At 64.2% G+C, this 11,705-nt stretch carries 11 protein-coding genes; 3 read left to right on the top strand and 8 right to left on the bottom strand.

Annotated elements, in window-relative coordinates; all coding sequences use genetic code 11:
• Positions 1 to 20: 20 nt before the first annotated feature.
• From ACO1P8_RS07030 to ACO1P8_RS07020, 3 genes are all read right to left on the bottom strand, one after another.
• Positions 21 to 953 (bottom strand): ABC transporter permease, encoded by a 933-nt coding sequence (locus ACO1P8_RS07030; protein ID WP_486295188.1) that lies wholly within the window; start codon positions 951 to 953, stop codon positions 21 to 23.
• A complete protein-coding gene (locus ACO1P8_RS07025) occupies positions 950 to 1,924 on the bottom strand; it encodes an ABC transporter permease (RefSeq protein WP_486295187.1) in 975 nt (324 codons plus the stop codon). Before ACO1P8_RS07025 ends, ACO1P8_RS07030 begins: the two co-directional genes overlap by 4 nt.
• Positions 1,925 to 2,006: 82 nt before the next feature.
• A complete protein-coding gene (locus ACO1P8_RS07020) occupies positions 2,007 to 3,608 on the bottom strand; it encodes an ABC transporter substrate-binding protein (protein ID WP_486295186.1) in 1,602 nt (533 codons plus the stop codon).
• Between the two features lie 106 nt (positions 3,609 to 3,714).
• Here ACO1P8_RS07020 and mnmE point away from each other — a divergent pair, with 106 nt between their 5' ends.
• Positions 3,715 to 5,100 carry a tRNA uridine-5-carboxymethylaminomethyl(34) synthesis GTPase MnmE gene (mnmE, locus tag ACO1P8_RS07015; RefSeq protein WP_486295185.1) on the top strand — a complete coding sequence of 462 codons (1,386 nt, stop codon included), beginning with the start codon at positions 3,715 to 3,717 and terminating at the stop codon, positions 5,098 to 5,100.
• A gap of 19 nt (positions 5,101 to 5,119) precedes the next feature.
• Here mnmE and ACO1P8_RS07010 read toward each other — a convergent pair whose 3' ends face one another.
• Both ACO1P8_RS07010 and ACO1P8_RS07005 read right to left on the bottom strand, forming a co-directional pair.
• Positions 5,120 to 5,815 (bottom strand): FimV/HubP family polar landmark protein, encoded by a 696-nt coding sequence (locus ACO1P8_RS07010; protein WP_486295184.1) that lies wholly within the window; start codon positions 5,813 to 5,815, stop codon positions 5,120 to 5,122.
• Positions 5,816 to 5,908: 93 nt separating this feature from the next.
• Positions 5,909 to 6,892 (bottom strand): AraC family transcriptional regulator, encoded by a 984-nt coding sequence (locus ACO1P8_RS07005; RefSeq protein ID WP_486295183.1) that lies wholly within the window; start codon positions 6,890 to 6,892, stop codon positions 5,909 to 5,911.
• Positions 6,893 to 6,969: 77 nt separating this feature from the next.
• Between ACO1P8_RS07005 and ACO1P8_RS07000 the strand changes: the two genes are divergently transcribed.
• On the top strand, positions 6,970 to 8,184 hold the full coding sequence (locus ACO1P8_RS07000; RefSeq protein ID WP_486295182.1) for an MFS transporter: 1,215 nt from the start codon (positions 6,970 to 6,972) through the stop codon (positions 8,182 to 8,184).
• Positions 8,185 to 8,189: 5 nt separating this feature from the next.
• Here the strand turns inward: ACO1P8_RS07000 and ACO1P8_RS06995 are convergent, their stop codons facing one another.
• Complete coding sequence (locus ACO1P8_RS06995; RefSeq protein WP_486295181.1) at positions 8,190 to 8,870, bottom strand: nitroreductase; 681 nt, start codon at positions 8,868 to 8,870, stop codon at positions 8,190 to 8,192.
• Positions 8,871 to 8,971: 101 nt separating this feature from the next.
• On the bottom strand, positions 8,972 to 10,366 hold the full coding sequence (locus tag ACO1P8_RS06990) for an MATE family efflux transporter (RefSeq protein ID WP_486295180.1): 1,395 nt from the start codon (positions 10,364 to 10,366) through the stop codon (positions 8,972 to 8,974).
• 167 nt (positions 10,367 to 10,533) lie between these two features.
• Here ACO1P8_RS06990 and ACO1P8_RS06985 point away from each other — a divergent pair, with 167 nt between their 5' ends.
• The gene (locus ACO1P8_RS06985; RefSeq protein ID WP_486295179.1) at positions 10,534 to 10,992 is read left to right on the top strand and encodes a MarR family winged helix-turn-helix transcriptional regulator; all 459 of its coding nucleotides are present in this window, start codon (positions 10,534 to 10,536) and stop codon (positions 10,990 to 10,992) included.
• 5 nt (positions 10,993 to 10,997) lie between these two features.
• On the opposite strand, the gene ACO1P8_RS06980 is transcribed toward ACO1P8_RS06985, so the two are convergent.
• Positions 10,998 to 11,414: a hypothetical protein gene (locus ACO1P8_RS06980; RefSeq protein ID WP_486295178.1), complete on the bottom strand. Its 417-nt coding sequence runs from the start codon at positions 11,412 to 11,414 to the stop codon at positions 10,998 to 11,000.
• Positions 11,415 to 11,705 lie beyond the last annotated feature (291 nt).

Genomic DNA, 11,705 nt, shown 5'->3' with positions numbered 1-11,705 from the left:
CGTCGTCATCGAGGCCCCCATTACGTCGCGTTGCGCGGATTCAGCACATCGCGCAAATGGTCGCCCACCAGGTTGATGGAGACGATCGCGATGGCCAGGGCCACACCGGGAAAGAACGATATCCAGTAGCGTCCGGACATCAGGAATTCAAAGCCGTTGGAAATCAGCATGCCCAGCGACGGCTCGGTCACCGGCACGCCCACGCCCAGGAAGGACAGCGTCGCCTCCAGCGCGATGGCATGGGCCAGGTCGATGGTGGCGACCACGATCAGCGGCGGCATGCAATTGGGCAGCAAGTGGCGGCGCAGGATGCGCCACGAGCCCAGCGACATGCAGCGCGCCGCCTCGACATACTCTTTGCCGCGCTCCACCAGCGCCGCGCCCCGCGCCGTGCGCGCGAAGTAGGCCCACTGCACGACGATCAGCGCGATGATCACCTTGTCCACGCCCGCACCAAGGATGGACAGCAGGATCAGCGCCACCAGTATGGAAGGAAAGGACAACTGGATGTCGGCGATGCGCATCAGCAGCGCGTCGATGCGGCCGCCGAAATACGCCGCCACCAGCCCCACCGTGGCGCCGATGACAAAAGCGAAGAACACCGAAATACAGCCCACCATCATGCTGGTGCGCAAGCCGTACAGAATGGCCGACAGCATGTCGCGCGCCTGGCCGTCGGTGCCCAGCCAGTACGTCATGTCGCCGGCGGCGTTCTGGCTGAAGGGCGGCAGCTTGGAATCCATGATGTCCAGGTTGCCGATATCATAGGGGTTCTGCGGCGCGATCCAGGGCGCCAGCAGTACGGCCAGTATCAGCAGGACCAGGACGATCAGGCCCATGGTGGCGAGCTTGCTGGCGAAAAAGTCCTCGAAAAAGCGGCGCCACGGGCCCGCTTCCTTCACAGCGGTGGCGACCGGCCCGGCGGCGGCCGGCGTGGAAGTGGTTGTCGTCATCGTCGTCCGTCCAATCGTACGCGGGGGTCCAGAACGGTGTAGATGATGTCCACCACCAGGTTCAGCATGACCAGGAAAAACACGATAAGCAGCAAATACGCGACCACCACGGGGCGGTCCAGGTTGATGATGGAATCGATCAGGAGCTTGCCCATGCCGGGCCACGAGAACACCGATTCCGTCACTACCGCGAAAGCGACCACCTGGCCGAACTCCAGTCCGGCCACCGTCACGATGGGAATCAGAATGTTCTTCAACAGATGCACTCGCAGCACGCGCGATTCCGACAGGCCTTTGGCGCGCGCGAACTTGATGTAATCCATGGGCAGCGCTTCGCGCGTGGCCGCGCGCGTGATCCGGATGATGGTCGCGCACTTGGCCAGGGCAATGGTCGCGGCCGGCAGGATCAGATGGGCCCAGCCGCCCGGCGTCAGCGCGCTCAGGCGCAGACCGCCCAGCGATACCGTCGGGCCGCGGCCGCTGGCAGGCAGCCAGCCCAGGCTTACCGCGAAGATCATGATCAGCATCAGCCCCACCCAGAAATTCGGCAGGGAAAAACCCAGCACGGACCCGGTCATGATGACCCGCGATCCGGGCGCCTTGGGCTTCAGGCCGGCGCGGATACCCAGCGGAATACCGATCAGCAGCGACAGCAGCATCGCCACCACCGCCAGTTCCATCGTCGCCGGCATGCGATCCAGGATCAGCCGCATGGCCGGTTCGCCGGTCAGGAAGCTATTGCCGAAGTCGCCGTGGATCGCCTTGCCGATGAAGATCAGGTACTGGTGCCACAAGGGCTGGTCCAGTCCCAGTGATTGCCGGATGGCTGCGCGTTCGATTTCGGTGGCGTCCGGACTGGCCATCATGGAAACCGGATCGCCGACCAGGTAGATACCGCCGAAGACCAGCGCCGACATGACGAGCATGACTACGACGGTCTGCAGCAACCTGCGGATAATGGTGGCTAACAATCAACTCTCCTGTCGCTGCGCGACGCCTCCCTGCGGGAGGGCGGCGCGCCCGTCAGGGGGCGCGCCGAGGGTACTACCCCTGCTACTGCTTCAGCGTAACGTCCTGGGCTTCCGTCATCTGGTCGGAACGGCCCGCATAGCGGATGTCCTTCTTCATCGCCCATACGGATAGCTCGAAATGGATGGGCAGGATGCCGTAGTCGGCCATCAGCAGATCGGCGGCCTTGGACAGCAGTTCCGCGCGCTTGCCATCGTCCATGGTCGTAGCGGCCTGCATGTACAACTTGTCCATTTCCGGGTTCGAATACCGGCCGCGGTTGGTCGTGCCCAATCCCTTGGAGGGATTCGACGTCACCGCCAGCGAGCCCAGGGCGTTGGACATTTCGCCGCTGGTCACCGACCAGCCCGCCAGATAGGCGCTGTACTTGTACGCATCCCGGTTCTTGAAGAACACCGGCGGGGCCGAGGCCTCCACGGCGGTCTTCACGCCGATGCGGCTCCACATCGATGCGATCGCCTGCGCCACCTTGGAGTCGTTGATATACCGGCCGGACGGCGCGCCCAGCGTGATCGCGAAACCTTTGGCGTAACCGGCATCGGCCAGCAGCTTTTTGGCCTTGGCCACGTCGGCCTTGGGTGCCTCCGCATAGGTCTTGGACGCGCCCATCATGGGATAGGGCAGCAGGTTGCCGGCCGGCTTGGAAACGCCGCCCATGACCCGGTCCTCGATGGCCTTGCGGTCGATGGCCAGCGACAGCGCTTCACGCACGCGCTTGTCCTTCAGCGGGTTCTTGGCCAGCGGCTTGCCGTCCGCATCCGTGATGCCCGGGCTGACGTCGCTGAACTGGTCCATGGCCACATACATCACGCGCACCGAAGGCGTCTGCTGGATGTAGAGATTCTTGTCGGCCTTCAGCTTGGGCAGGTCGTCGGTCGGAGGATCCTCGATCATGTCGACGTCGCCGGCCAGCAGGGCCGCGACGCGGCTGGCGGCGTTGGTCATGGGCTTGTAGATGACCTTGTCCCAGACGGGCTTCTTGCCCCAGTAATTGTCGTTACGCGCCAGCACCAGCTCGGCGCCGCGCTTCCACGATACGAACTTGTAGGGACCGGTACCGACCAGGCCGTCGCCCGAATTCAATTCGGTCGTCGTCTTGCCTTCGGGCGCCGCACCCGAGGCGGCCTTTTTCGACATGATGGGCAGCTGACCCAAATTGGGCAGCAGCAGCGGCGACGGGCCTTTGGTCGTGATCCGCACCGTCAGGGGGTCGACGGCTTCGGTCTTCGCCACGTCCTTCAGATAAAGCGTGAACGGCGAGGGGCTATTGGGCACCTTGGGCACGCGATTGAACGTAAAGACCACGTCGTCGGCCGTAAACGGCGTGCCGTCGGAGAACTTCACATTGGGTCGCAGCTTGAACGTCCACACATTGCCGTCGACGGTCCAGGACTCCGCCAGCGCGGGCCGCGGCTTGAGTTGGTTGTCCGCGGCCACCAAGGGATCGAAAATGGTTAACGCGATCTGCGTATTCGGGGTCAGTGAATGATATTGGGGATCGAGCGAGCTGGGCTCGGTCTTCAAACCGATCACCAGGTCCCTGGCCACGGCATTGCCCTGCGCGCCGAAAGCGATCGCCATCGCGGTAAAACCGCCCGCGACGACTCGGGTAAACCAGCTAGACATAAATAGCTCCTGATCGAGTTGCACTTGAACTCCACGGCGCAACATACCCAGCAAAGATGCCTCGCGCAACGGTTATATTCCCTTATTGCCTAGTCGATCCGGTTATATGTCCCCCTTAGTGCCCGTACCTATCGCGGCGATCGCCACTGCGCCCGGACGAGGCGGCGTGGGTATCGTGCGCGTTTCCGGTGCATCCCTGTCCATTCTGGTGCGCCGCCTCTTCCAGCGTGAATTGACGCCCCGTCACGCACACCTGCTGCCATTCGAAACCGAGGAAGGCGAACTGCTGGACGAAGGGATCGTGCTGTACTTCCCGGCGCCGCATTCCTATACCGGCGAAGACGTTCTCGAGCTGCAAGGGCATGGCGGGCCCGCCGTGTTGCGGCGCGTGCTGCAGCGATGCCTGGATGCCGGAAGCGATATGGGACTACGCATTGCGGAACCGGGTGAATTCACGCAGCGTGCCTTCCTGAATGGACGCATCGATCTGGCGCAGGCCGAAGCCGTCGCCGACCTGATCGAGGCCACGTCGGAAGCGGCGGCGCGCGGCGCCATGGCATCGTTATCCGGCGTGTTCTCACAGAAGGTGAACGCGCTGGCCGACCGCATCGTGCATCTGCGCATGCTCGTCGAGGCCACGCTGGATTTCCCGGAAGAAGAAATCGATTTCCTCGAAAAGTACCAGGCCCGGCCGATGCTGGAAGCCCTGTCCGGCGAGCTGCGCGGCATCATCGCGCAAACCCGCCAGGGTGTGATCCTGCGCGAAGGCCTGCACGTGGTCCTGGCCGGCAGGCCCAACGTCGGTAAATCCAGTTTATTGAATGCGCTGGCGGGCGAGGACATCGCCATCGTCACGCCCATCGCCGGCACCACGCGCGACAAAGTGGTGCAGGAAATCCATCTGGACGGCGTCCCGCTTCATATCGTCGATACGGCCGGCTTGCGGGAAACGGACGACCCGGTCGAGCGCATCGGCATCGCACGCACGTGGCAGGAAATCGAGCGGGCCGATGTAATTTTGCATCTGCAGGATGCTACCGGCGCTGGCGAAGAAATCCTGGACGCCGGCATCGCCGTCCGGCTGCCGCCCAACACGCCGGTCCTGAAGGTCATCAACAAGATCGACCTCGTGGATAACAGCGTGGCGGACGCATCGCCGACTACGGTCAATTCCAATGACGCCGTGTTGCGCATCTCCGCGCGCACGGGGGCAGGGCTGGACGCCCTGCGCAAAGCGCTGCTGGACATCGCCGGCTGGAACCCTGGCGCGGAATCCCCCTGGCTGGCCCGCGAACGCCATCTGCGCGCCCTGCAGCAGGCCGAAGAACACCTGGCCGTCGCCACCACGCATGCCGCGCAGGACGACCGTGTATTGGATCTGTTCGCCGAAGAACTTCGGCTCGCGCATGAAAGCCTGTCGTCGATCACCGGCGAGTTCACCAGCGACGATTTGCTGGGGGAAATTTTTTCTCGCTTCTGCATCGGCAAATAACGCACTGCCGCCGGGTGCGTCACCCAGGCAACTCGCCGCCTTGCGATGCTCCGTCATCGATCGCATGGACCTCGTCGACATCCGGCATGCGCAACACGACGCCGGTCCTCAAGTCGTTCATATTCCCCTGGCTGAAAGCGTCCGCATTGGCTTTGGCGATAGCGGCCAATTTCTGATGCTGTGTGGCGCCGGGAATCTGCAGCCGTTTGGCGATCTGCCCCAGCGTATCGCCGAAGTACACCAATTCCCGATCGCCCGCTTGCAGATCGCGCTGCTCTTCAAAGCTCTGGCGGATCGTCGCGCCGGCAGTGCCTTGACGCTGCTGTCCGGAGGGATCGATATGCGCGCCGCAAATCCTGCGCGCCGCTTCGGGATCGATCGCGCGTATCGTTGCGCTATCGGGCAGTTCAACCTCGCTTCCGCGCTTCAGCAGGTTCATGTCGTCGCGCTCGAATGCATGCGGGTTGGCTTGCCATAACGCCACCGCGATCTGGCAGATGTCCGCCCCTGTCGCCTGGCGGTACCGTTGGGCGATGCCGAATGTCGTGTCGCTTGCGGCCACCTTGATAAGCGTGCGCCCGCGCAGCCCCGCGGTCCCGGGATGGGCCTCGGTAGAGTCGACGGGGCATTGCGTGGCGGATTGCCGTGCGGCGGAAACGGCAGTCGTCGGATGAAGGGGACTCAGCGGCGCTGAGTCCAGGCGAGGCCTTTGCATGGCTATGGTTCCATAGAGTCCGGGAAAAATGCGCAGGCTCAGTACCGCGTCCGTATCGCGGGGTTTCCGGTATTCGTCCGCGAATTGGAAACCTCACTGCAAGGCGCGCGCCGCCCCCGGCGTATGACCGACCACACGTTTGAATGCGCGGCTGAATGCCGCTTGCGAGCCATAGCCCAGCTCGTACGCCGCCCCTTCGATCGACTTGCGCCCATCGCGGATCCACTGCGCCGCCAACCGCATACGCAATTCCGTCAGGTAGCGCAACGGCGTCATGCCGGTAACGGCCAGGAAACGCTCGGCGAACACCGACCGCGAGCTACCCATCTGCGCCGCCAGTTCCGCCACCGTCCAGTCGCGGCCCGGATCGCGATGCATCGCGACGATGGCTCGACCAAGGCGCGGATCGCGCAACGCCTGCACCCAACCGGTGGCGTCGCCGCAGCCGCATTCCGCCCAGCCGCGCACAATAAAAGCCGACACCACATCCGCCAGCCGCGCCAGGATCCCGGCGTAGCCGGCCCGCTCCTCGCGCGATTCGCGCGCCATCGCCTCAAGCATGGGCAGGATTTCCGGATACCGCCCCAGCAGGGTGTCGACCCGCATTACCTCCGGCATCCATGCCACCAGCGGATGCATGCCACCCAGGTCGAATTCCATGCAGCCGCTGAAAATCAGCGCGTCCTGTGCGTGGTCGCAGGCATCGCCCGCCGGCACGACGGCGCAGACGGTTTCGCACAGCTTCAGCGTGTCGAAGGTGGCGATATCGCGCGTCGCCAGGTCCGGCTCGGACAACAGCTCGTGCGGGCGGCCATGAGGCAACAGCACCGCATCGCCTGGCTGCAGCCGGTGCGGGCTACCGCCCGCGATGCGCAGGAACACCGAGCCGCGCGCGACGAAATGGAACTGGGCACGCCCGGCCGCGGCCGCGAAGCCGATGCCGAAGGGCGGCGCGAATTGGATGCGCCTGTACTGGATGCCATACAGGCGCATGCCGAGCAACAGTTCGCTGACCAGGTCGCCAGGAATCCCCGGGTTGGTTTCTCCGCCCAGTCTTTCGGACTTTTGATCAAACATTTCGGATTCAATGGGATGGATCGTCCGGAAACTCTAGCTTATTCTGGCGCCCATTGAAAGTTTCCCCAGAGAGCGGAATGCATACGAGCGAAGCCACCACGACACCCTCCGGATCCGGACGGGACACCCCACCACCCCCCGCCTGGCAGGCGGTGTTTTCGATGTCCCTGGGCGTATTCGGCCTGGTGACGGCGGAATTCCTGCCCGCCAGCCTGCTGACGCCCATGGCGGCTGACCTGAAGGTTACCGAAGGCGTGGCCGGGCAGGCCGTCACCGCCACCGCGGCCGTCGCGCTGGTTACCAGCCTGCTGATCGCGACCGCCACGCGGCGCGTCGACCGCCGGCATGTGCTGCTGGCGTTTTCCGTGCTGCTGATCGCGTCCAATCTGCTGGTTGCCTTTGCGCCCCACCTGTCCGCGCTGCTTCTGGGCCGCGTCCTGCTGGGCGTTGCCATCGGCGGATTCTGGACCATGTCGGCGGCCACCGCCATGCGCCTGGTACCGGAGCCCATGATCCCGCGCGCGTTGTCCATCATGTTCAGCGGCGTGGCGGCGGCAACCATCGTCGCGGCTCCGCTGGGCAGCTACTTGGGCGGCATCATCGGGTGGCGCAACGTATTCCTGGTCGCCACCGCGCTGGGCGTGCTGGCTTTGGCGTGGCAGTGGTTCACGCTGCCGCGCATGGCGCCCAGCGGCCATACGCGCCTGGGCACGCTGGTGGACGTACTCCGACGCCCCGGCATCGGCCTGGGCATGCTGGCCGTCATTCTGGTCTTCACGGGTCACTTCGCGTTCTTCACCTACCTGCGTCCTTTCCTTGAAACCGTGACCGGCGTCGGTGTCAACGGCCTATCGGCGATCCTGCTGGGCTTTGGCGTTGCCAACTTCATCGGCACCTCGGCAGCCGGCTTCATGTTGGTGCGCAACCTGCGCCTTACCCTGGCACTGATGCCCTTGCTGATGGGTACGCTCGGGCTGGCGTTGGCGGGCGCGGGCTCCGCCCCGCTCGCGGACGCCGTGATGGTGGCGTTGTGGGGCTTCGCTTTCGGGACGGTGCCCGTGGGATGGTCGACCTGGATTACCCGCAGGGTCCCGGACGAAGCCGAAAGCGCGGGCGGCCTTATCGTCGCGGCGGTCCAGTTGGCCATTACGCTCGGCGCGGCCGCGGGCGGGGCGGTATTCGACACGCGCGGCGCGCTCGGCGTCTTCACCGCCAGCGGATTGGCGCTATTGCTGGCGACCTTGCTGGTGCTGTGGGGATTGCGGGGGCGCCCCGCCACCGCGGCGGCCTGATCGCCTCAATCGTGATAGGTCACGAACTCTTCCACGCCGATTCGCGACGGCCGGAAGCGGTTCGCCACACAGTCAGGATCTTCGTACCCCAACGACAGGCCGCAGACCAGGGTCTGGTCGGGCCCGATACCAAGCAAGGGCTTGACGATATCCGGGTAATTCGCCAGCGCGGCCTGCGGACAGCTATGCAGTCCGCGCCCGCGCGCCGCCACCATAATGTTCTGCAGGAACATGCCGAAATCCAGCCAACTGCCTTTTTCCAGGTCGTTATCGATGCAGAAGATAAAGGCGACGGGCGCACCGAAGAACGCGTAGTTGCGTCCGTGCTGCCGCGCCGATCCTTCCCGGTCGCCCTTGGCGATACCGACGGTCGAGTAAAGCCCCCATCCCGTCTGCCGCCGCCGTTCGATATACGGACTGCGCCATTTCGTCGGGTAGTACGCATATTCGCGCGTTTCCGGCTGGCGGTTGGCATGCGCGTCGAGCAAGGCGGCGGACAACGTGTCGCGAGTCCGGCCTGTGATCACATGCACCTTCCATGGCTGGATATTGCTGCCGCTGGGGGCGTACGAGGCAACCGTCAGAATTTCCCGGATCGTCTCCATGGGCACGGGAGTCGGCAGGAACCCGCGCACGCTGCGGCGCGAGCGGATAGCTTCATCGACGATCTCATGCGATGCATTCATTGCGCTGGCTCTCCGGAAAAGGATATCCGAACCACGCTAACATCGAATCCGCCAATCCGCCACGGCGGCGCATCGCGGTAGTGTCGCAACGCGGTTCCGTATCAGGCAAGCGTGCCGACGGGCTTGCGAAACCACCTGCCCGAGGCAACCGACCAGACGATGACCAAGCCATAGGTCGCCATGGCGAAGGCCCCCAGGGCATAGAACAGCGGCAAGGAATGGAAGAACGCGAGCAGCGCACCGCCGACGCCTACATACAGCGCCAGGCGCAGCGCACCGGCCGTCAACGGCCACTTCAGTTTTCCGGCGCCCTGCGAGGCGAAATACAAGGAAAAGCCCAGGGCAAAGAAGCCGTAGAAGGGGCCGACTATCCGTAGATAGGCGGCCCCCGCTTCCAGCATATGTGTGTCGCTGCCGAACAGTCGCAGCCACGCGTACGGGAACACCGCCGCCAGTACACCCACCGCCTCCGCCAACACAAAAGCCATCGTCCCGCCTACCAGGCCGATACGCAAGGCCCTGTCGTTCTGGCCGGCACCGATATTCGACCCCACCATCGCAACCATGGGCGCGCCCAGGCCAAAAGCCAGCGGCATCAGTAGATATTCCAGGCGCGCGGCGGTCGCGTAGCCGGCCAGCGCGGCGGTTCCGCCATAGGCGCCGACCAATGCACCTGTGACGGCGATGATGGCGTTCGTCAATACCGGGTTCAGGCAGGCATAGCCGCCCACGGTCAGGATCCCGCGCATCATTGCCCACTGCAGGTTGCCGCGCACCAGCCGCGCCGCATTGCGTCCGCTCAGGCAGTAGGCGCCCAGCACCAGCGTCCCACCGATGTAATAGAGCAGCAAAGCCCATGCGCCGCCCACGACACCCAGCGGCGGCAGGGGCCCAAGCCCGAATATCAGGCATGGCGAAAGCGGGATCAGGAGTACGGCGCCGCCGCAGATGACCGCGCCCGGAACCAGCATATTTCCCGTTCCTCGGATGACGCTGGCCAGCGCGTTCATCGTCCACATCAGGGGCAGGCCGGCGAATACCACGTGGCCGTAGGCAGCGGCGGCGTCCAGCGCGGGCCCTTCCGCACCTAGCAATCCAAAGAGCGTCCGGCCGAAGATCAGGACCAGCACCGTGAACACGGCGCCGATGCCGGCGTTCAATGCCACCGCATGGCGCACCAGGTGATTGGCATCCTCGCTGCGACCCGCCCCCAGCGCACGGGCGATCGCGGAGGAAATGCCGCCGCCCATGGCACCCTGCGACATGTTCTGCATCAGCATCAGGACCGGTACGACGACGGCCACACCGGCCAGTACATCGGTACCGAGCTTGGCCAGGAACCAGGTTTCGATCAAACCGGTGGAGGATTGCGCCAGCATCATCAACATGTTGGGCCAGCTCAGCCGGATGAGCGTCGCCGCCACCGGCGCGTGCAGCATGGCGTGCAATCTGGAGTTCGCGGCCGGGATGGCGGCGCTGGAGGCGAGCGATGTCATGGTATCGACTGGAGCGACGGCAGCCGCGTATGTATTGGCATATGCAAGTATCTCGGCAATTTACTTGCATGTGCAAGTAACGTCAATGCGGAAAGGCAGAATAGAATGATGGCGGGCAGGCATAGGCCGGGCAACGGGCTGGCCACCGCCGCCTGACCTCGACCGCCATGCATAAAACAGACTTGAAAGATCCGGGCGTATGTAACGGCGCCGCCTTGCGCAAGGCAACGCGGCGCGTCACGCAGCTTTATGACAGCGTGCTGGCTCCCAGCGGACTGAAGGTATCGCAGCGGTCCATCCTGCTGCACGTCGACCGGGCCGGTACACCGACCATGACGGAACTTGCCCATGCGATGGTGCTGGATCGTTCCGCGCTGGCGCATAACCTTAAGCCACTGGAGCGGGACGGTTATTTGGTGCAGGTCCGCGATCCGCACGACGGTCGAAGCCGTCGGGTGCAACTCACGTCGGAAGGTCGCCAAAAGTTGGCAGAGGCCACCCGCTTATGGCGCCAGGCCCAAAACCGGTTCGAACGCGCCTACGGGGCCGAACGCGCCGCGGCGCTGCGGCTGGCATTGGCCGATATCTTTTCGGACGAATTCGCCGACGCCTTTCACCGGGCCTGACCGGGTCAGGCAAAGTCGGCCGATCCGCCATCGGCGAGCATCGTTCGTTCCGTTTCGTCCGATCCGCCACCCGTGGCGAGCATCGTTTGTCCTGCGTCGTCCGACCCACCGCCGGCGGCGAGCATGGTTTGCCCTGCACGGTCCGATCCGCCGCCATCTGCGAGCATCGTTTGGCCTGCCTCGTCCGATCCATCACCGGCGGCGACCGAAGCGCTCCGGGCTTCGTTGAAACGGGTGCGGGTGGTCAGGACGAGACGGCCAGACAGATCGGTTCCGGTCGCGCGAGGCCCGGTTGTCCACAGGTTGCCCACTGTCTGTACATAGACACCTTGATAGGGATTGCTGCCGGTCTTCCCTATGGATGGGGAAGCGGCATGCGCCACGCTGCCCGTCAGGGCCAGCGCGGCGACCAGTGCTGTCATTGCGATTCTCATAACGCTCTCCAAAGAACAAACGCACACGCGTCGTGCGGCTTGGCTGTCTTGGGCGTTATTGTTGCGCTGCAAAGAACTAGGGTAAACCCTCATACATGGAAACTAAATTCCATTTCAACGGGCAATTCTGCCGCCGCCGTACGAAGGTCCTGCCCAATGCGCGAATGGACCGGCGTCCCCGGCGTGGTGGGCATAACGGTACGTCCTGATAATCGGACGATATTCGGCGCCCCATCCCTGTGGACATCCTCTATGCAAGGTACGTGTGCACACCATGTG

This window comes from Bordetella sp. (assembly GCF_057362025.1).
Note: the sequence above shows the minus strand (reverse complement) of the source record. Positions and strands in the feature narration are given on the sequence as shown.

Bases quoted from the DNA above. Each gene is read 5' to 3' on its own strand.
- ACO1P8_RS06980 (WP_486295178.1), bottom strand. From the start codon at position 11,414: ATGACAGCACTGGTCGCCGCGCTGGCCCTGACGGGCAGCGTGGCGCAT.
- ACO1P8_RS06985 (WP_486295179.1), top strand. From the start codon at position 10,534: ATGCATAAAACAGACTTGAAAGATCCGGGCGTATGTAACGGCGCCGCC.
- mnmE (WP_486295185.1), top strand. From the start codon at position 3,715: ATGTCCCCCTTAGTGCCCGTACCTATCGCGGCGATCGCCACTGCGCCC.
- ACO1P8_RS06995 (WP_486295181.1), bottom strand. From the start codon at position 8,870: ATGAATGCATCGCATGAGATCGTCGATGAAGCTATCCGCTCGCGCCGC.
- ACO1P8_RS07030 (WP_486295188.1), bottom strand. From the start codon at position 953: ATGACGACAACCACTTCCACGCCGGCCGCCGCCGGGCCGGTCGCCACC.
- ACO1P8_RS07010 (WP_486295184.1), bottom strand. From the start codon at position 5,815: ATGCAAAGGCCTCGCCTGGACTCAGCGCCGCTGAGTCCCCTTCATCCG.
- ACO1P8_RS06990 (WP_486295180.1), bottom strand. From the start codon at position 10,366: ATGACATCGCTCGCCTCCAGCGCCGCCATCCCGGCCGCGAACTCCAGA.
- ACO1P8_RS07005 (WP_486295183.1), bottom strand. From the start codon at position 6,892: ATGTTTGATCAAAAGTCCGAAAGACTGGGCGGAGAAACCAACCCGGGG.
- ACO1P8_RS07000 (WP_486295182.1), top strand. From the start codon at position 6,970: ATGCATACGAGCGAAGCCACCACGACACCCTCCGGATCCGGACGGGAC.
- ACO1P8_RS07020 (WP_486295186.1), bottom strand. From the start codon at position 3,608: ATGTCTAGCTGGTTTACCCGAGTCGTCGCGGGCGGTTTTACCGCGATG.